We start from the raw sequence: 22,286 nt of genomic DNA, 5'->3' as shown, positions 1-22,286 counted from the left end.
CGCAAAGTACGCAAAGTACGCGAAGGAAAGGAACATAAGAATGATAAAAAGATATGTGTACACGGTAGGCTTCCACGCGAGGGGTTGGGGGATTAAATCTTAAGGTAAAGGATGGAACAAAAGATCAGGAAAGAAGTTATTAAAAAAAGTCCAAATAGTAAAAGCCACTGATACCGAAACTACAGCTAAAACAGGCGCCAAAGATAAATAGCGCGAAAAGAATCTTTTTTGTTGGTCTGTATTTTGCATAATACCTCCCTAATTAAATGCGGAAATTTCGTATAATTGTTTACAAAAATTGTTTACAAAAATAAATATCTCAAGCATTGAATTAGATACTAGATTTACAATATCTAGGCTACCTATTCACTATTTGCGTTACCTCTAACTTTCGCCGTGAGTGAAATCTTTATCTTTTGATATATTTTTATATATAAATATATCTATTGCAAACCCAATAATCACTCTTTAGACTGCTGTGTACAATTATTGTTGAATATTGTTAAAATTAAACACAAGAGCAAGCGTTTACATTTGCCCAGCATCTTTACAAATCTTTATATATAAGCAAATTTATTGTGAGCGAAGAATTTACAACTTATATCCAAATTATCCGCCAGCAGATAGATGCACTATACGGGTATATTATTTCAACGTCAACACAACAGCAACAAGCAAGTCAGGTAATGGAGGAACTCGCTGTCTCTCTAGCAAACCTCCAATTGTATGACGAAGAAAGGCAGACTAGCTTAGAGCTAATGGAGGTAACAACTGAAGAATTACTAGGGCAAAATAATTATCTAGCAAGAGAACGTCAGCTTTATTACGACCTGTTTCAATTTGCACCAGATGCTTATTTGCTAACGGATGTTCAAGGAATGATTCTGACAGGAAACCGTGCTGCTGCTGCATTATTTAACATCTCACAGGACTTTCTGGTTAACAAACCATTAATTAATTTTGTCGTTGAAAAAGAGCGCTCGGTTTTTCGTACTAAACTAAACCAGTTGCCTTCTATAAATTTTATAGAAGAGTGGGAAGTATCTATGTGTCCGCGCGGTGGTGAACCTTTTGATGCCTCACTCATGTTAACACCTATCCGCGACTTAAAGAAATTGACACATTCATTAAGAATCAGTATACGTAATGTAACTAAATACAAACAGCATAATTTACAACAATTACAACACGTAAATTCGCCGCAGTTGCTGCCAGAGGCAGCAACTGCGGTAGAAATTCCTCGTTCGCTTGATGGCTTACAAGTATTATTTGTAGACGACGAAACCGACGCGCGCGAGTTTATTACCGTAGTATTAGAGCAACATGGAATGTCCGTAACAGCAGTTGCAACAGTTGCTCAAGCAATAAGAGAGTTGGAGCAATCGCGCCCTGACGTAATATTAAGTGATATCAGAATGCCTGACGAAGATGGTTATGCTTTAATTCAAAAAGTTAAAGCAATAGAAGCAGAGAAAGGGTGGCAAATTCCCACTGCTGCCTTAACTGCTTATTTAGCAGAAGACCGAGCTAAGGCAATAAAAGCAGGTTTTCAATCGCATTTACATAAATTAGCAGAGCCAAGGGAGTTAGTAGCAATGGTCGCGCAGCTCGCTCAAGTAAAAATAAAAAATGAAAAATGAAAAACTTTTAATTTCTAATTTTAATTACTTTATGGATAGCTCAACCGAAAGTAAGAAAAGCGCTCTTGAAGAAAATATGTTCTATGGGGGTGGCGAGATGGGCGCCTTGATGCGCTCACATGATTGGTTGCAGACGCCGTTGGGTCGGGTTGAGTCTTGGGATCAAAGTTTGCGAATAATCATGAATATGTGCTTATCGTCAACATTTCCCCTTTGTGTAATATGGGGGCAAGAGTTGATACAACTCTACAACGACGCCTATAGACCAATTTTGGGTGCCAAACATCCCCAATCAATGGGGCGTCCAACGCAGGATAACTGGTTAGAAATTTGGCACGTTTTGCGTCCTATGTTTGAAGACGTTCAAAAGACAGGACAATCTACCTATCTTGAAAATCACTTACAGGTTCTTAACCGCAACGGATACCTTGAGGAAACTTACTTTACTTTTTCATTTAATCCTATCCGCGATGAGACAGGTAAGGTTGCTGGTATTTTCCATCCCGTGATTGAAACAACGGCACAAGTCATTAGTACACGACGGCTACGAACGTTAAACGATTTAGGAACACGACTAAGAGCAGCTCATACTGCCCATGACGTTTGTTGCTCTTCTGCGAAAGTTTTAGAAAGCGCGAGCCTAGATATTGCTTTTACACTGCTTTATCTACTTGATACCGAAGGGTTACGGGCACACTTAAGCGCTACAACTGGCGTTGAGTTAAACCTACCGGTAAGCCAATCAAGAGTTGAATTGGACGACCCCCAAGCGACTGGGGCGCCTTGGCTCTTAGCAAAAGTTGCAAGCACTGGTGTTTCTGAGTTAGTCTGTAACCTCAAAAATCAATTTGGCACGTATCTCCCCAGTGTTACTTTACTGGGAAATACAGATTTACCGAATGCCGCACTGGTTTTGCCGCTCACTCAATTAAGAGAACAACGCCCCTTTGGGTTTTTGGTAGCAGGTATTAGCCCCTTTCGTGCGTTCGATAATTCCTACCGCGACTTTTTAGAACTAGTGGCGGGAAGTATAGCGGCTGCTCTAGCGTCGGCGCACCTTAATGAGGAAGAACGCCAGCGTGCAGAAGCATTAGCAGAGCTAGACCGCGCGAAGACAACTTTTTTTAACAACGTCAGCCACGAATTTCGCACTCCTCTAACTTTAATGCTCGATCCACTTGAGCAAGTACTTACTGAAACATACGGCGCACTAACGAACGAACAGCGCGAACAGCTTAATATTGTCCAGCGAAACTCGATTAGACTGCTTAAACTTGTCAATACCTTACTAGACTTCTGTCGAATCGAAGCTGACGGGGTACAAGCCGTTTATGAGCCAAGCAATTTAGCTGCATTTACAACTGAGCTAGCATCAGTATTTCGTTCAGCTATTGAAACAGTAGGATTACAACTAATTGTAGATTGTCCACCTTTAAGTTTTCCTGTGTATGTAAATAGCGAAATGTGGGAAAAAATTGTTTTGAACTTAATCTCCAATGCGTTTAAGTTTACCTTAAAAGGTGAAATAGCTATTTCATTGCACCTAATTGATGACAAGGTAGAGTTAAAAGTACGGGATACAGGATGTGGCATTTCTCCTGAAGAGTTACCCAGAATTTTCGAGCGCTTTTACCGTGTACGCTCCACGCAAGCAAGGAGTTATGAAGGGTCGGGTATTGGGCTAGCTTTAGTACAAGAACTCGTGTACTTACATGGCGGTACTGTAAACGTGGAGAGTTTGTTAGGTAAGGGAACAACATTTATAGTAACGCTGCCCACTGGCTCATCACATTTGCCAAATAATCAAATTAGTAACAAACACACACACGCATCAACCTTAAATTATGTTACCCCCCACGTAGAGGAAGCGCAGCAGTGCGTCTCTGAAAGTGCTGAGTTGAAAGTGCTGAGTGCTGACAAAGAACAAAAAAACTACTCAGCACACAGCACACAGCACTCATCACTGATTTTATTAGTTGATGATAACGCTGATATGCGTGACTACGTGAAGCGTTTGCTGAGTAGGCGATATGAGGTAATCTCAGTTGCAAATGGTACTGAAGCATTAGCTGCTGTTAAAAAGCAGGTGCCTGATTTGGTACTTACTGATGTAATGATGCCGATTTTAGAAGGTTTTCAATTACTAAATGCATTACGTGCTAATTCAGATACAAAAAGTATACCGATTATTTTACTTTCGGCTCGTGCAGGGGAAGAAGCGGTAGTCGAAGGTTTGCAAGCAGGAGCTGATGACTATTTAATTAAGCCGTTTTCTGCCCAGGAACTCCTAGCGCGCGTAGATTCTCATTTACAAATGGTGCGTCTACGTAATGAGTTATCTTCTAATCGCATGAAGGATGAGTTTTTAGCAACGGTTACACACGAACTTCATGCTCCCTTAACTGCTATCCTTGGCTGGACTCGCTTACTACGTTCAAACCAACTTGATTCTGCTACAGCTTTGCGTGCTTTAGATACAATTGAACGCAATGCTAAAAATCAGGCAAAGCTGATTGAGGATTTGCTTGATATCTCAAGTATTCTCTCAGGTAAAGTCTGCTTAGATAATCATCGTGTTAACCTCACGAATATTATTAACGAAGAGATTTATAAAATATCAAGCGATGCTAAGGCTAAGGGAATTCAAATTATACAAACGTTACAGAATCAGGATATTTATGTTTTAGGTGACTGTTATCGTTTGCAACAAATTTTTTCAAAATTATTAGGTAACGCCATCAAATTTACACCCTTAGGAGGAAGTATTAAAGTTCATCTCTTCATTGTTGGCTCTTGGGCTACTATTAAGATTAGCAACACTGGAATTGGAATTGGTGCCAACTTTCTCCCTTATGTCTTCAAGCGCTTTACCCAGGCAGAAGTTCCTAGCAGACACTCGCCAGGGGGACTGGGACTAGGACTGGCAATTGCTCATCAACTTGTTGAACTACATAGAGGTACAATTGAGGCAGCAAGTGATGGGCTTGAGCAAGGGGCAACGTTTACAGTCAAGCTGCCATTGGGGTAAAACGACAATTTGAAGTAAACTAAGAAGCGCGATGCAACAACCTCAACAAGAAACAGTCACGCTATCAGATATTTTAATTACCGAGGAGTTGGAGAGTCGAACTTCTCGAAGTGCAAACTTTCAAGCAGAAAATCAGGCATTACGCACGTTAGCACGACAGTTGGTGCAAAAAGAAACTATACTTCAAAACGTAGTTGATATGGCACTCGAACTATGCCAAGCCCAAACAGCAGGGGTTAGTTTACTAGAGACTTCCAAAAATTTAATTAACCATCCTGTGAAAAACCATCTTGTGGAAAACGATCTTGTGGAATGGGCATCCTTGCCCGTTCCAAGTATAGGGCAGGCGGGGACGCCCACCCTACAAGAAAATTTTTGTTGGAATGTAATAGCAGGAACATTAAAACAGCATGTCGGCGCCATCACACCTCGTAATTTTAGCCCCTGTAGCATCTGTTTAGATCGCGGTATACCTCAGCTTTTTTCTTATCCCGAACGTTATTTTACATATCTACAGGCAGACGACACACCAATTGTAGAAGAGTTGGTGTTACCCCTCATAGCAGATAATCATGTTTTTGGTACAATTTGGATAAAATCGCATGACAAAACTCGGCACTTTGACTCCGAAGATGTGCGGTTAATGACGAGTTTGGCAGAATTTATTACTACCGCTCTCTCTTTAAATCAGCTAAATCAGCCACAAACCCAGGAATTACCAGCATTAAATGCCTCTGCCTTGCGCGAATCAGAGGAACTATCGCGCGCTCTAATCGAGAATTTACCAGGTGGAGCAGCATTTGTGGTAGATCACGATCTTCGTTACCTCCTTGCCGAAGGAGAAGCATTATCACAAGCTGGCTTCAAAGCTGAAGATTTCATTGGGCATACTATTTTTGAGGTGCTTTCACCCGAATTAGCGGCGAATTATAAGGTGCTTTACCGTCAGGCTCTTGCTGGAGAGTTATTTGAGCATGAGCATAACGCACACGGTCGCTGGTATATCTCGCGAGGAACGCCGCTTCGAGAGGAAAACGGCGAAGTATATGCTGCGCTTGCTGTTTCCTATGACATTAGCGATCGTAAGCAAGCTGAAAATGCTTTGCACGAATCCGAAGAATGTTTGCGACTGGCGACTGAAGTGGCGCAAATATATTCGTGGGAATTCGATTTGAAAACACAGACACCAAAGTTTTCCGACAACTTCGAGCGCATTACTGGGCGGGCGCCTTCTCAAAGCTTTGTTGAAAATTTGCAATTTGTGTACCCAGAAGACCGCGCTAGTGTGATTGAAGCTTTTAAGAGAGCGATTAATAATGACAACACTTTCGATTACGAAATGCGCGCGTTCAATGGTGATAATCAAATTAATTGGTATCGTGTATCAGGCGTGATTATCCGCGATACAAATAATGAGCCAATTCGTGCGGTTGGCATTTCGCAAAACATTACAGATAGCAAGCAAGCTTTATCAGCTTTGCGCCAGTCGGAAGAACGAATGCAGGCTGTTGCTAACCTCGTCCCTGACCTCCTGTGGGACAGCGAAGTCGATGGGTCTACCAATTGGTACAACCAGCGGTGGATGGAGTATACGGGGCAAACCTTCGAGCAGGCGATAGGTTGGGGCTGGACGAACGCAATCCACCCTGACGACAAGGAAGCGTCTGCCCGCTGTTACAAGGAAGCGGTTGAAACCGGTAAGCCGCTTCATCAGGAACATCGCATCTTGAGGCACGACGGAGAGTATCGCTGGTTCGTCGTCAATGCATTCCCGCTGAAAGATGAAAGCGGTAAGGTCGTAAAAATGTATGGCGCGGCGACCGACATCACCGAACGCAAATGCCGCGAAGCGAATCTCGCCTTCTTGAACGAAGTCAGCCAAGACCTCGCGCAACTGACGAACATTGACGAAACGATGAACGCGCTCGGCGCAAAAATTGGGGGGTATTTTGGCGCTTCGCTTTGCGCGTTCTCCGTCATTGGCGAGGGGGCAGAAACGATGACGACCGCGCACGCATGGAATCGAGCGGGCATACCGAGTACGATAGGCGTGCATCGCATCAGTGATTATCATACCGAAGAGTTCCTTTGGGCGTGCCACACTGGTGAGACTTACGTAGTGCGCGATGCCTCCAATGAGGCGCGAATGAACGCCGCTTTGATGGCAAACCTTCAAGCCAGCGCGTTCGTTAGCGTGCCGCTCGTGCGCGAGGGCGAGTGGCTGTTCAATCTGTCCATCGCCGACACCGTGCCGCGCGACTGGACGGAGGACGAAATCGAACTGATGCGCGAACTCACGACGCGCATCTGGACGCGCCTCGAACGTGCCCGCGCTGAAGCAGCCTTGCGCGAGAGCGAGCGGAAACTGCAAAGCGCGATCGCTGTAGCGCAACTGTCGCCTTATGAATGGAATCCGTTGACAGGCTCATTCAAGTGGGACGCGAGACTCAAAGCGATGTGGGGCTTGCCCGCCGATGCCCAAATCAATTACGAAATTTATAACGCCGGTATTCACCCCCAAGACCGTGAGTATGTTGAGCGGCAAGTGGAAGAAGCCATTGACCCAAACGGCGACGGCATTTTTGAAGCCGAGTTTCGCACCGTCGGTATTGAGGACAAAATCGAGCGTTGGGTATCGGTACGCGGTCAGACGTTTTTCGACGCGCAAGGTCGTCCCGTTCATTATGTCGGCACCGCGCAGGACGTAACAGATCGCAAGCAGGCTTTATCGGATCGGATTCAACTGATTCGAGAACAAACTGCCCGCGAAGAAGAACGCCAACGCGCCGAGGCACTAGCTCAGTTAGACCGTGCCAAAACTACGTTTTTTAGCAATGTCAGCCACGAATTCCGCACCCCGTTGACGCTCTTACTGGCGCCTCTGCAAGATGTCTTGAGCGATTGTACTAATCTCCTTACTCCACCTCAACGCGAACGATTAGAAATAGCACATCGAAATGCAATTAGGCTCCTAAAACTGGTTAATACCCTGCTCGACTTCTCCTGCCTCGAAGCAGGTCGTATGGAAGCCGTTTATCAGCCAACCGATTTGGCAACGTTTACAACTGAGCTAGCAAGTTTGTTTCGCTCCGCCATTGAACAAGTAGGACTAAAGCTAATAGTTGATTGCCCACCATTACCACTAGTTTACGTAGACCGTGAAATGTGGGAAAAAATTGTCCTTAACTTGCTCTCCAATGCCTTTAAGTTTACCTTAGAAGGCGAAATTGTGGTTAGACTCTATCAATATAATAATGACCATTATGTAACGCTGCAGGTACAAGATACAGGCACTGGAATTCCAGCTGACGAACTGCCCCATATATTTGAGCGATTTTACCATGTGCGAACGACAAAGGCGCGAACTTATGAAGGGACTGGTATTGGACTAGCTTTGGTGCAAGAGTTAATCAAAATGCATGGTGGCACAGTAGAAGTAAGCAGCATCGTAGAACAAGGTACTTGCTTCACAGTAAAAATTCCTTTAGGCACTGCTCACCTACCTACCGACCATATCAAATACAGTGCTGAGTTGAAAGTGCTGAGTGCTAAGAAAGAAGAGAGAAAACATTACTCACTCAACACTCAGCACTCAGCACTTAGCACTCATTTATTCATCCTTTTGGTAGATGACAACGCTGACATGCGCGATTATCTCAAGCGAATATTAAGCGAACACGTCCAAGTAGAAGCTGTCGCTAATGGAGCAGCAGCAATGGCAATTATTGAAGAACGAGTGCCTGATTTGGTACTTAGTGATGTAATGATGCCTCATTTAGACGGCTTTGGGTTATTAAAAGCATTGCGTGCAGACCCACGTACTAAAGAAGTTCCTATTATCTTACTCTCCGCGCGTGCAGGCGAAGAGTCTGTAATTGAAGGACTCCAAGCAGGTGCTGATGATTACTTAATTAAACCTTTCTCTGCAACTGAACTTGTAACGCGCGTTTTAGCTCATCTCCAACTGGCACAACTACGTGCGGAAGCACTCCATCATGAGAAAGCAAGCAACCGCATGAAGGATAAGTTACTAGCAGAAGTTTCCCATGAACTTCAGGCGCCTCTGGTTTCCATTCTCGGTTGGACGCGGTTACTTCGTAGCAGCCCCTCTAATCAATCTATTTTAGTAAGAGCTTTGGAGACAATTGAGCGTAGTGCCACCCTACAAGCCAAACTTATTCAAGATTTATTAGATGTATCGCGTATTACTTCAGGCAAAATCAGTTTAAATAAGGCACCAGTTGAGCTACATTCTGTAATTGAGTTAGTACTGGCAACAGTACATCAAGCTCAACAAAGCAAAGACATTTGCCTAGAATGTATACTGAACCCAAAATCAATAACAGTTGAAGGTGATGCTGACCGTTTACAGCAAATTGTCTTAAATTTACTTACTAACGCCATCAAATTTACTCCTGAAGGAGGAAGAATTGAGGTATATCTTGGTGTAGCAGAAAATCAAGCTCAAATCAAAGTTCGTGATACAGGTATTGGTATTGAACCTGAATTTCTACCTTATGTTTTTGAAACTTTTCGTCAATCAAAAAACTCAAAAACTGGACTCGGACTAGGATTGGCAATCGCACGTCAATTAGTACAACTTCACGGTGGCGCCCTAACTGCCGAAAGTAATGGAACTGGACAAGGTGCAACTTTTACTGTCAAATTACCGTTAATTAACGTTAACCTTTAAGGAGAATAATAAAAAAATTTAAAATTTGATTTTAATGAATATGTCTGAAGATTATAACCCAGATTTTGAAACTTTGTTAGACTACCTCAAGCAAAACTGCGGTTGCGATCTGACTTTTTATAAACGTGATTCTTTGATGCGACGCTTCCAACGTCGGATGCGAGATTTAGAAATTGATAGCTATAGGAACTACTTCCAATATTTACAAAGACATCCGTCGGAGTATACAGGTCTACTCGACACCATCTTTATCAACTTCTCTGGTTTTTTCCGTGACCGTGATTGTTGGAATTATTTAGCTAGTACAATTATTCCTGAAATTATCGTAAATAAACAACCACAAGAAAAAATCCGAGTTTGGAGCGCTGGTTGTGCTTATGGACAAGAAGCTTACACACTACTAATGTTACTCGTAGAAACTCTAGGCATCGAGCAATATTTTGAGCGAGTACAAATCTTTGCTACGGATATAGATGGTTCGGCGCTAAAACTTGCTCGGCAAGGTAGTTATAGTGAAGACGAGGTAGTAGGGATTCCAAGTAACCTGCTGTCTAAATACTTTGAGAAAAATGAACAGCGCTATGTTATTGACCCTAAACTGCGCTCTACAATCGTTTTTGGGCGCCATAACCTGACTATGAATGCCCCCATGTCTAAAATAGATCTGCTCGTATGTCGCAACGTCCTAATTTATCTCCACGTCAAAAGCCAAGCATCTATCTTGGTTCGCTTTCATTTTGCTTTAACCGACAAAGGCTTTCTCTTTCTAGGTAACGCAGAAAACTTAACGAACAAAGAAATCTTTACCCCTGTTAGTCTAAAGCATCGTATTTATACTAAAGGTGAAAGTCTAACTTTGGAAGATCACTTGTTAATTCGACCGACTACTCGTTCCAAAACAGTACTTGACCCTCTAGCCACCCGAACCCTCGTCTGGCAAACTGCCTACCAGAATAGTCCGTTTCCCCAATTGGCAATTGATGCCAAAGGTTATCTAATTTTAGCTAACGACCAAGCGTGTGTACTATTTGGTATCAAAAACAGCGATTTAGGCGCCTTAGTTCAAAATCTAGAACTCGGACGAATTATAAAATCATTAGCTTTAATAAAGCAACTAAACCGTGAACGTCATACGCTTCACTTACAAAACATAGAATGGGTAACAGAAATTAGCACAACTTATCTAGATGTTCACATCCAACCAATACTAGATACAAGTAACACGCTAATTGGTGCCAATCTCACTTTTATTGATATCACCAAATACATTCACGTTGATTCAGAATTGAAACATTTAAGATGAAAGCTCGCAAAGATTCGCAACGGATGGTTTGTGTGTAGGTAGCATAGGCCGGAAAGCTGTGCATTGATTATCAAGCATGAATGTAAACCGCGCGTTTTTCAGCTATAACTAAAATAATACGATTAAATCATAATCATTACGATTATGATTTAGTCTCAACTGCTGTGAACTAAGCAGTTTTGCGTTTGTAAACAGAGAGAACATTAATGGACTTGACAAACTCGAATACCGCGAACAATTTGGCTGAAGCTTTTGGTGGAGAGTCAATGGCGAATCGTAAATACCTATTCTTCGCGGAAGTGACTCGTCATTTAGGTATGCATGAACTATCAAAATTATTTCGTGAAACAGCGCAGCAAGAAACAGAACACGCATTTGCCCATTTTAGATTGATGCATCCAGAGTTAGTTGTAACAGATGCAGCATCATTAACACCTGAACAGAAAAAAGCAATTGCCGCGCGTTGTTTGGAGTTAGCAATTGAGGGTGAGACATATGAGTACACTGTAATGTATCCAGGTTTTGCAGAGCAAGCGCGCGCAGACCGAGATGGAAGTGCAGTAGTTGAATTTGAAAAACAGCAAGCAGAGTCAGTAGAACATGCTCAAACCTTCCGCAAAGCAGCGCATAACTTTGGCTTGTTAACACACATTGAAAATCACCATGCTCAACAGTATAGTGAAGCGTTGCAAGCATTAGACGGAGTGGCGCCAGCAGCTAAAAGCAAAACAGGAAACCCAGCGACGCAAAAATGGATTTGTCGCCAATGTTCAATGATATATGACCCAGTAACAGGCGACCCCGACTCAGGTATTGCACCAGGAACAGCATTTGAAGCAATACCCGAAGACTGGAAATGTCCAATTTGCGGCGCCCAGAAAAAACTATTCGTTATATACGAAGAAGCAGTAGCAGCATAATACCCGTAGGATAGGCGTCTCGCCTGTCCTACACATGTTTTGATCAAATGACTGGAATGCGAACTATAAATTGTGTGCCTTCCCCAGGTGCTGAAATACACTCTAAACTTCCACCATGTTTCTGCGTGACTATTTGATAGCTAATACTAAGCCCCAAACCAGTACCCTTCCCTTTTGGTTTAGTTGTAAAAAATGCATTAAATAATTTCTGCTGTAAAGCTTCGGTCATTCCTAAACCATTATCACCAATGTTGATAGTTATCCAGCCATCTTGATGAGTAGTATGGATAGTAATAATATTGTTAATTGTTTCATATGATTTACCCTGATTTGTTTCCTCTAGTGCATCAATGGCATTAGCAATTAGGTTCATAAATACTTGGTTGAGTTGTTGAGAATAACACTTAACATGAGGTAAATCGCCATAATCTTTGATAATTTTTATTGCAGGGCATTCTGGTTTGGCTTTCAGACGATGGCTGAGTATCATCAACGTAGTTTCAATACCCTCGTGAATATCGACTGGACAGCATACGTCACCATCATTACGAGAGAAATTACGTAATGATTGCATAATATCTTTGATACGAACAGTACCTAGCTTCATTGAAGAAATCATTTTGGGTAAATCTTCAAGTAAATACTCTAAATCAATAGTTTCTGCATCTTCTAAAATTTCAGATGGTACTTCTGGGAAATGCTGTTGATATAGCCCAAGGTGATGAATTAAATCTTCTATATATTGTTGAGCATGAGTTAAATTACCATTAATAAAGCTAACAGGATTATTAACCTCATGGGCAACACCAGCAACTAATTGTCCTAATGATGAAATTTTTTCTGTATGTACGAGTTGCGCTTGCGTGGAAGAGAGTTTTTCTAAAGATTCTTGTAGTTGCTGTGCTTTGTCTTGTTCAAGAGCATAAAGTCGCGCGTTTTCGATAGAAATAGAAACTTGAGAAGTGAGTAAATTCAATGTATCTAACCTATCGGCTGTAAAAACACCTGTGTTCAGATTATTTTCTAGATATATGATTCCTGTAAGTTTACCTTGATGAATTATCGGCAAGCACAAGACTGATTTCGGTTGATTTTTGATGATATAAGGGTCATTTGCAAAAACTTTAGAATGACTAGCATTTTCTAAAATAATATTTTTTTGGGTGCGTTCGACATAATTCAGTACAGACAATGGTAAGTTTGATACATCATTAAATTCATTCGTCGCTACTTCTATTATCCAATTAGATTCACGCTTGCTAACCAAACACGCTTTTTGGGCGCCTGCATTTTCTTGTAGAATGGTAATTAATTTATTGAGTAAACTAGGTAAATTAATTTCACTGGAAAGTGTCTGAGATGCTTTAATAACAGTATGTAAATCAAGGAAACTTATTCCAGTTGTTGTGCTGACTGTACGAATAATATCAGTTTTCGGTTGGTTGTTTATTTTGAGTGCTAAAAATTGATAATATTTTACTTCAAGCTGCTTAACTTTATTCTTCGCTCCCCATACAGTGTAGCAATAGTGAGATTGTAAAAGATAGTCTGTGGCAAGTCGGTTTCTACCCTTTGCAAAATAAAAATTAGCAGTCAGTTCTGCTGCCAAAGCTTCATTTTGCCGGAAACCAGCTTCTGTAGCAAGAGTAATTGCTTGGTCGTATAATTCCATTGCTTGATAATCTTGTCCAGAAATTTTAGCATCTTCAGCTTGAAGCAACAAATACATATGTTGATAATTTTCAGGGGAATGCTTTGCCCAATGGCTAAATTTTTCTAAATTGACGCTAAGTTTGCTCTTGAAGCTTTCTCGATTTTCAGATTCGGCGCCCCCTGAACGGTTACAATAGGCATTGCTTAACGCAATACTTTGATGAAAGTAGAAAACCGGGTTAATAAAAATTCCTTCTGCACCTTCTACACATTTTTCTGCAAGTTCAGCATACTCTACTGCTTTTGTATACTCACCATACCAATTACAAAGCGCCAACTTATAAAGGTAAACAACAAAAATAGTTAACAAATCCGCAGAATTATGTGCAAATTCTAATACCTGATGTTCGTCTATATATTTGCCGGATAGGTTTTGTCGTATTGCATCAGGTTCTACTAGATTTGTAATTAGCTCTTTTGCTAATAAATGGTAGTTGAGCATATTTTTGTCAATTCTTTGCAGAGTAGAGATAAAATCATCTGCAATTACAGCAGTTTCTTGTAAAGATTTATCTCCAAATAAGCATTGCCAAATATAATTAACAGAGCAATAACCAGACCATTGATATGAGCCTGCTTCTAAACCACTATTAAAACCCTGTTTTAGATAAGGCTTACACTGACTAATATGCTTTTTGTAGTGGAGAATTAAACCTCCCCACATATTAAAAAGATTTGCTTCTAAATCCTTAGTTTGCAAAACTTCATGTAATTTAAGAGCTAAATTACCAAATTCATATCCTAACTCGACTTCGCCATATCTAAACACCAAGGTAAAACTATAAAGCATATACCCAAATACTGAAATTGGGGAATTACCATAATTCATTGAAAGTTGGGTAATTTTCTTGGCACAAAGATGCAAAGCTTTAGAACCTAAAAAATAAGCAATAGGCCATACTTCCTTAAGAGTCCGTTGAGCCATTAATTTATCAAGGTCTTGCATTTCCGGTAATAGAGTTAAAGAAGCAACGTCGCGAACACCTATTATTGCTTTTGTCGCCTGATGTTCTTTTAAGAGATAATCTTGATTTGGATATGGTTCAAACTCGATACCCAACATTTGTAATGTATTTAGACCAACTTCATAGGCAGGAATCAAATTATTTTTCATGCGATAACACATGATTTTATATTCGTTTACCTGACATCGTTCTAGTAGAGTTTTAACATTGTCAAGCGCTACATCTAATACTGCCAAGCCTGCATCATTATTACCATTCAAATACTCTGTTACACCTGTTTCTAAATAAAGGTCGAGCGTCAATGAATAATGTGTTAGCCAAGAATCGAATGGCAAACAACTAATTCCTATTTTCAAGAGTTTTAATGCTGTTTCAAACGCAGAAGATGATTTAGCTCGTTTACCTGCTAACAAATTTAATTCTGCTAATTGATAATGTTCTGATGGCGCCGTAATTAATATTTGAGCAACGTTAAGATGATTAACAATATCAAAAATCTTTTCTTCGAGTTCAGATGGTTTTGTATTACGCAACAGAAGTTGTCCAACTTGTAAATGTACCCGTTGTTTTTCTGAAGCTGGAATTAACGTATACGCTGCTTGTTGAACTCGGTCGTGTAAGAACTTATAATTAACTTGTACTGCTGTCTGATAAAATGTCTCTAAATCCAACTGCTGCCAAACTAAAGGTATTTTATAACTATTGTTTAAAGGTACAACTAAACCTGCTAATAAGGCTGACCATAAATCTGCTGCTGTTTGTGTTAGAGATTGTTGACTAACTACAGCTAAAGTATTTAAATCAAAACAATTATTAATACACGAAGCTAATTTCAAAATTTGCCGAGTTGACTGTGGTAGTTTTTGAATTTTAGCAATCATCAAATCAACCACATTATCTGTGATATCTCGATTTTCAATTTGGTTAATATCCCACGACCAAGTGCTATTATTAATATTAAATTTTAATAATGATTCTTGATAAAGCGATTTGATTAATTGATTTGTAAAAAATGGATTTCCTTGAGTTTTATTATATAATAAATTTGCTAAAGGGTTGATTTCTGTAGGAGAAGATTTTAGTGTATCAAATAGTAACTGCGTGATATGAGATACTGATAAAGCTTGCAAAGTAATTTCTTCAACCTTCACTCCCGCACCTCGAATATTTTCCACAGTTAAAATAAAGGGATGGGTATTGTTGACTTCATTGTCTCGAAACGCAGCAATTAATAATAGGTACTGAGTTTCGGAGTCAGTCATAAGTAACTGAATTAATTTTAACGAAGCAGCATCTGCCCATTGGAGGTCATCTAAAAATATCACCAATGGATGTTCTTTATTGGCAAAAACATGAATAAATTGTTTAAATACCAAATTAAAACGCATTTGTGCTTCTACTGGTGGTAGTGGCGATACAAATGGCTGTTTCCCTATAATTAATTCGACTTCTGGAATAACATCAATAATTATTTGCCCGTTATTACCTAAAGCATTCAATAGTTTTTGGCGCCAATCTTGAATTTTTGCGTCACTTTCGGCTAACAACTGTCGCACTAACTCGACAAATGCTTGAATTAGAGAAGCAAAGGGAATATTACGCTTAAACTGGTCAAATTTGCCAGAAATAAAATAACCCCGTTGGCGAGTAATTGGACGATGAATTTCCAAAACCAAAGAAGATTTACCAATCCCAGAATAACCAGCGACTAACATCATTTGGGCGCCAGCCAAACTAACATTAGTAAAAGCATTCATTAATGTTGTAACTTCCGCTTCTCGACCGTAAAGTTTTTGAGGAATTTGTAGTTGATTTGACCAATCTTGCTGACTTAAAGGAAAAGTAACTATTTCTCCGGTCGTTTCTAATTGGCGAATACATACTTCTAAATCAGCTTTTAACCCATAAGCGCTTTGGTAACGTTCCTCAGCAGTTTTCGCCAGTAATTTCATCACAATTTCAGATATAATACCTGGCACATCTGGATTCAACTTGTCAGGAGGAAGAGGAATTTGAGCAATATGGCAGTGTACCAACTCCATTGGGTCTTGAACATCTTTAAAAGGTAACTCAAGAGTCAGCATTTCGTAAAAAGTTACACCGAGAGAATAAAAATCAGTGCGGTAATCTAGGTCGCGGTTCATTCTCCCGGTTTGTTCTGGGGACATATACATTAACGTCCCTTCTAATTGGTTGGCATTGCTTAAAGATGGTGTTTCTTTACTTAGTTTTGAGGCAATGCTAAAATCTGTTAGTTTTACCTGTTTTGTCTGGGCATTAATAATGATATTAGCTGGTTTAATGTCTTTATGAATTATGCAGTGGGTATGTAGAGAGACCAGCGCTTGCGCTAGTTGTACGGCAATGCGAAGAATAGTTATCAGCGGCAACTTTGTTCTCGTTAGATACTGCTTAAGACTAATACCATCAAAGTCCTCTGCTACAAGCACAAGACGATTTTGGTAAGTCTCTAACCCATAAACTTTAACTACATTATCTAAGTCCAGATTTTCAGTAATTATGTACTCATGCCGAAGGCGCGTAATCTGTTCTAAAGCCGGGTATTCTGCTTTTAGTATTTTCAGAATAACAGGTTGTTGTTGTGGTTGTGATAATCCTCGGTAAATTACTGTATTTACCCCTTCGTAAATTACTTCGGTGATATTATAGCCTGGAATTTTTAAACTAGAGAGCATTATTTCACCTCGTGCGCTGCGTTCACTATTTCTAGAGTTCCCATAGTACGAGTGAAAACTTTATACTACATTAATAATACATTAGCGATTACGTCGATTATTTACAAACATTTAGCTTCCTTAAAAAAAAACTAGATATTTAGCCCCCCTTGTTAAGGTTTGGGGGGGTCAAATCAATTCATTTTATTAACTCTAAGTTGTCCGCAAGCAGCATCAGCTTCTAAACCGCGCGAATAACGAACACTAACAGCAATGTGTTTTTCCTTAAGGACTTTGACAAAATTGTTAATACGTTCGGTTTTGGGACGTTGATAGTCTACTTCGCTAATTGGGTTATAAGGTATTAAATTTACATGACTTTGAAATCCACGCAGGCGCCTTGATAGTTCCAATGCATGTTCGGGTAAATCATTCACACCCGCAAGCAAGATATATTCAAATGTTGCTCGGCGCCCAGTAATTTCTACATACTCGCGGCACTCAGCAAGTAAATCATCAATGGGGTACGAATGGGCACTAGGGATAAGCTGTGTACGAAGTGCCTGGTTGGGGGCGTGTAAACTTACTGCTAAAGTAACTTGTAGATTATTTTGGGCAAATTGGCGGATACGGCTACGAATACCAACTGTTGATACTGTAAGGTTACGCTGTCCAATACCAATATCTTTGTTAATAGAATGAATGGCGCCTAAAACGTTATCTATATTTAATAGCGGTTCACCCATTCCCATAAACACAACATTGGTGACACGACGCTCAAAATCTTCCTGCACTGTTAAAACTTGGTCAACAATTTCCGAACGTGTGAGGTTCCGCTTAAATCCACCTTTACCTGTAGCACAGAAGTCACACGCCATAGGACAACCTACTTGAGTCGATACACATACCGTGAGACGATTATCGCTTGGTATACCAACGGTTTCAACAATTTGCCCGTCATCTAATCGCAATAAATATTTTATCGTGCCATCCGAAGCAACCGAACGGTAATGTTCTGTCGAACGTCCAATAGGAATATTAACCAGTTGCGCGCGCCATTGTTTAGGAAAAGCGGAAATATCAGCTAGCGTTCGCACACCCTTATTATAAATCCAGTCATGCAACTGCTTACCACGAAATGCAGGTTGCCCCTGTTGAACCACCCAATTCGTCAACTCGTCTACATTGGCGCCGAGTAATGGTGGAATAGATATAGTAGTTCGTGGTTGTTCTTGGGTAGAACCTTTTACCGAGACAGACATAACAAATCACTAGTTAACACGTTGCATATCCTATGGTAGAACTTTTTGCACAAAATGAACGTGGTTTGCTTAAATACTTTGGTGTAAAGGAATTTTGATGATAAACTCTGCCCCATGTCCAGGTTTTGAAATACAATCAAGTTGACCCTGATGTTTATCGACGACGATTTGATAACAAATAGATAATCCTAAACCTGTCCCTTGCCCAACTGGTTTAGTCGTAAAAAATGGGTCAAATACTTTCGAGCGCAATTTCTCATCGATTCCAACTCCATTATCTTTTATACTTACGCTAACTAAATTATCATCTAAACAAGTCTTAATAATAATTTTTGCTGAATCTAAAATTATATTATTTTGTAAGGCTTCAATCGCATTAGTAAGGATATTGAAAAACACCTGATTTAGCTCAGAAGCATAGCATTGAACTAATGGTAAATTACCGTAATCTTTAATTATCTCTATACCAGAGTAATTTATTTTATTTTTAAATTTATGTGATAAAATTAATAGTGTGCTATCTATGCCTTCATGAATATCAACACATTTGATCTCAGCTTCATCAAGACGTGAGAAATTTCTTAGTGATAAAACAATATCGCATATTCTAACCGCTCCTAATTTGATCGAGTCCAAAATTTTAAATAAGTCGTTAATAATATATTCTAAATCCAACTCTTCTTTCCATGCTTCAATTTCGGGATGTGAGGGAAAATACTTTTGATATAAAGAAAGCAAGCTAAGTAAAGATTGAGTATATTTTTCTAGGTAGTAAACATTACCTTGAATGAAATTAACTGGATTATTAATTTCATGGGCAATACCAGCTACTAGTTGACCAAGACTTGACATTTTCTCAGTTTGAATTAGCTGTGATTGAGTTTGCTTTAATTCTAATAAATACTGTTTGAATTTTTGTGCTTGTATTTCAGCAGTCTGCGCTAATAATTGTTGAATTTTAAGTGCTTGCTCTAATTCCTTTTGTTTTTGTGTTAATTCAATAGTTAACTTTTTTGCCTCTGACAAAGCTGTATTTTGACTTTGTAACAAACATATAAAATCTCTAATTGGGTCGTGGATTGCAAAATCTTTAAGCTTCAGCCCAAATTTAGAAAGTGCATTCGTGTCTGTAACCCAAACTGAACACAAAAAAAACATGATTCCCTGTTCTTGGTCAGGAATCATTTGTCCTTTTAGATGTATTCCATTATGTAAACATTCCAGCAAAAATAATGAACGCGACTGTTTAGCAATTGTTGCAAAATCAGGCACCTCCTTAATTACAGGGCGTACAATTTTGAAATGTTGGTCAAGAAAGCACCCAATCAATTTTTCTGGATGAATACGCAGCAACACCTCTCCAACTTGCAAAATTTTGTATTCGCAATCAAAAATAATATGAAAAGGAAAGCTGCACGCAAACAATTCTGGCGCCAAGCTAAAGGCTGGAACAATCATGTTTTTTAATAGTATTAGTTAGGTTTATACTCAATTACAAAAGTGTCATGTTCTGAACCATGCTCACGACTAGTAGTTTGAGTAACCGTTACCTCGGTATCAAATTTTTGCCCCAAACCCTTAAGTAGTCCTGTAACCATCGGCGCCAAACCTTCGCGACTAGAATGATAATGCAATTCAAGTTGATTTTCCTCAACTTCATAACACTCAAACGAAGGAGGTATAAGTTTAGGGAAATTTATCCCAACACGTGCGTGTAGTTCATCCAAGTTTTCCAAAAATTCCGGTAGAGTGTCCCCACCCATATCCATCATTTCACCATAACCTTCTTTACCCGTATAACTTACCCAGAACTCACCAAAAGCTTCCATGACGGACGCAGTAGATATACCTAACACTTGACTAGCTGCAACAACTAAGCGATGCGTTAAATCATCTGGATAAGCTTCCATACTTAAAAAAGTATCTGTTGGAATTTCTGCTTTTTGCTTTATTAGGCGCCAAGTTCCTTCACCAAAACGACTACACACCAATTCTTGAATAGCTTTGTTAACCAATCCGTACATATATAAATCCTAAAGTATTTTGTTCCTTCTACTTCAGGATTCCCAGTTTAGTAACAAAACAAACATTTAGAGACGTTACATGTAACGTCGTAGCATCTAATAGCAATATAATACAGTAAATCGTGGTCAAACGTAGTAAACCTGTGCGAACCTAACTAAATTTATAATCATAGCCGTCAGCACGGTAGGCAAACTTTACGCCTTTCATACTGGAAACTCCGACTCTACCACCTTTAATTAAAACCTCAAAACCACTCTTGGTAGGAGTCTTAACTCTACATGTATACCAGTTTGGCTCTATTTGCACTTTCCCGTCTACTGAATCTGAATGATTACTTTTGACACTTCTAGCTTTTTTTATTGCAAATCTAACAATATCACCAGCTTGGATATGAGTATAGTCGTTTTTTGGAGATATTGTTTTAACTGTACCATCTTCATTTCTTTGAACTATATCTTTACCCGTATGGATGCACTTAGAAGTTATTAATGCAGGAAATCCTTTATCGTTAGTTCTTCTACTTTGCCTGGTTCCATGACCTTTACTAATAACTATTATTGGTTGCAATGTCAGAATTTTTATATTTTCTCCAGATTCACCAACGCAAGCAGCATCAATACTATGAGATTTTTCTAATTGTTGTTTACAACGATTCATTTTAGTTCTACCACCAGTCCAGGTTCTAACACTACCACAGTGTTTTGATGCCATATCTACTATTTTAATTCTAGTAGAGTTAACAGCAGCAGCATCATGCAGTGGTGTTTGTGCCTGTTTTAAAATCTTATCTAACTGACCACGGTCGGATAAAAAATCCGATAAATTTTGATTACCTTTAAGTTGATTACATTCATGACAAGCGAGTGTTAAATTACTTACTCTATCGCTACCACCTCTAGATTTTGGAGCAATATGCTCTACCTCTAGTTGAACGGTTTTTTTACTACAGTAAGCGCACTCTCTGTTCCATTTTTCTAACAAATACTCTCGAACTTCATAACCAAACAAAGTACCTTGTTGATATTCAACACCATTAATTTCCGGGTTGTTTATTTTCTGCATGTCAAAGCGTACTTGTTCTATCTCGATTGCGACAATTGGACAATAGCGCGTCAAACGTTTTATCCAAGTTTCAACTGTTAACACTCGATGCATTAACGATGGAGGTAACCAACCAGGTTTTTTCTTTCTATCAAAACGTTTTTTGCGGTATCTCAAATTTCTTGAACGTCTACCATGTCTAAAACCTGACCTAGTTTGTAAATCAGATTTTATTTGGTTCCCACGATGCTGCAATTCTATGCGAAATACTATTTCATCATCACACTGGATAGCAAATCCCGTCCATTTTGAACCTGGGTCGATTTTCAAAATATACTCTTTAAGTGACGGATTTTCAACTTGAGTTTTCAAAACTATCACAAAAGGATAAGTCCGGAAAACAGAAGCTTTGTTTTGTGTAAGTAACTTTCTCGCACGGGCTGGATGCACCATGTTCAAAAAAGTTTTATCCGCATTTAAAACAAATACATGATTTGCTAGCATACGAAGTATTAATTTTTGGCAGTTACGCCGCTCTAAAATTAGGTAAAGTTTGCTTTGACAATGTTTAAGGTTTTTGTCACGTCTGACCAAGACAGTTCATGGATTTTGGTGTTTCGTCTTACTAAACTAGACAATGTTCAAAAATCCGAGCGCTTGGGACTAGCCGCATTTGACTGCATCCCATTAAACTTCTAGTACCCTTAAACGTAGTTAACCTACTCGTTAACTGAGTCTGGTGTAGCCGGGTAGGTTAATTCCTACCTTCCGTGACATTCATATTACTACGTTTCACGTCGAATTACTTCGCTTTAATGACTACTCTCTACAACAACACAACGAAAATCATATTATTAACCAAAAGTCGAGCCGTTCCAACCCCACATATAACCTTTCGCATCAGCAAACTCGATATATATACGGTCTTTGGGCACACCTAAAGCTTGGTTAATTTCTTCACAAAAATCTTGGCTCATTGCCTGTGTTTGCTCAGATTTCATGGCGCCCACACTCTTAACTT

General features: G+C 39.7%; 12 protein-coding genes. 5 read left to right on the top strand and 7 right to left on the bottom strand.

Annotation, left to right across the window (positions count from 1 at the left end; all coding sequences use genetic code 11):
* Positions 1–99 precede the first annotated feature (99 nt).
* Positions 100–249, bottom strand: a complete 150-nt coding sequence (locus tag AC2JBO_RS24145) for a PsaJ protein (RefSeq protein ID WP_496956174.1) — start codon at positions 247–249, stop codon at positions 100–102.
* A 329-nt stretch (positions 250–578) separates the two neighbouring features.
* Between AC2JBO_RS24145 and AC2JBO_RS24140 the strand changes: the two genes are divergently transcribed.
* The 5 genes from AC2JBO_RS24140 (at position 579) to AC2JBO_RS24120 (ending at position 11,584) form a co-directional block, all read left to right on the top strand.
* The gene (locus AC2JBO_RS24140; RefSeq protein ID WP_496956173.1) at positions 579–1,640 is read left to right on the top strand and encodes a response regulator; all 1,062 of its coding nucleotides are present in this window, start codon (positions 579–581) and stop codon (positions 1,638–1,640) included.
* Positions 1,630–4,668 (top strand): ATP-binding protein, encoded by a 3,039-nt coding sequence (locus AC2JBO_RS24135; RefSeq protein ID WP_496956172.1) that lies wholly within the window; start codon positions 1,630–1,632, stop codon positions 4,666–4,668. Before AC2JBO_RS24140 ends, AC2JBO_RS24135 begins: the two co-directional genes overlap by 11 nt.
* A gap of 31 nt (positions 4,669–4,699) precedes the next feature.
* Positions 4,700–9,361 carry an ATP-binding protein gene (locus AC2JBO_RS24130; protein ID WP_496956171.1) on the top strand — a complete coding sequence of 1,554 codons (4,662 nt, stop codon included), beginning with the start codon at positions 4,700–4,702 and terminating at the stop codon, positions 9,359–9,361.
* 40 nt (positions 9,362–9,401) lie between these two features.
* Complete coding sequence (locus AC2JBO_RS24125) at positions 9,402–10,664, top strand: CheR family methyltransferase (RefSeq protein WP_496956170.1); 1,263 nt, start codon at positions 9,402–9,404, stop codon at positions 10,662–10,664.
* A gap of 206 nt (positions 10,665–10,870) precedes the next feature.
* Positions 10,871–11,584, top strand: a complete 714-nt coding sequence (locus tag AC2JBO_RS24120) for a rubrerythrin family protein (RefSeq protein ID WP_496956169.1) — start codon at positions 10,871–10,873, stop codon at positions 11,582–11,584.
* 43 nt (positions 11,585–11,627) lie between these two features.
* Here the strand turns inward: AC2JBO_RS24120 and AC2JBO_RS24115 are convergent, their stop codons facing one another.
* The 6 genes from AC2JBO_RS24115 to AC2JBO_RS24090 all read right to left on the bottom strand — a co-directional run.
* Positions 11,628–16,958 carry a trifunctional serine/threonine-protein kinase/ATP-binding protein/sensor histidine kinase gene (locus tag AC2JBO_RS24115; protein WP_496956168.1) on the bottom strand — a complete coding sequence of 1,777 codons (5,331 nt, stop codon included), beginning with the start codon at positions 16,956–16,958 and terminating at the stop codon, positions 11,628–11,630.
* 173 nt (positions 16,959–17,131) lie between these two features.
* Complete coding sequence (gene rlmN / locus AC2JBO_RS24110; RefSeq protein WP_496956167.1) at positions 17,132–18,199, bottom strand: dual-specificity RNA methyltransferase RlmN; 1,068 nt, start codon at positions 18,197–18,199, stop codon at positions 17,132–17,134.
* A gap of 69 nt (positions 18,200–18,268) precedes the next feature.
* Positions 18,269–19,657 carry an ATP-binding protein gene (locus AC2JBO_RS24105; RefSeq protein ID WP_496956166.1) on the bottom strand — a complete coding sequence of 463 codons (1,389 nt, stop codon included), beginning with the start codon at positions 19,655–19,657 and terminating at the stop codon, positions 18,269–18,271.
* A 14-nt stretch (positions 19,658–19,671) separates the two neighbouring features.
* On the bottom strand, positions 19,672–20,223 hold the full coding sequence (locus tag AC2JBO_RS24100; protein ID WP_496956165.1) for a heme NO-binding domain-containing protein: 552 nt from the start codon (positions 20,221–20,223) through the stop codon (positions 19,672–19,674).
* Between the two features lie 151 nt (positions 20,224–20,374).
* Entirely contained in the window at positions 20,375–21,769 is a 1,395-nt protein-coding gene (gene iscB, locus AC2JBO_RS24095; protein ID WP_496956164.1) for an RNA-guided endonuclease IscB, read from the bottom strand.
* 350 nt (positions 21,770–22,119) lie between these two features.
* The coding region (locus AC2JBO_RS24090) for a phenylpyruvate tautomerase MIF-related protein (RefSeq protein ID WP_496956180.1) at positions 22,120–22,286 on the bottom strand (167 nt) is incomplete at its 5' end.

It is taken from the genome of Calothrix sp. CBUCES-K 9914, from assembly GCF_059640475.1.
Note: the sequence above shows the minus strand (reverse complement) of the source record. Positions and strands in the feature narration are given on the sequence as shown.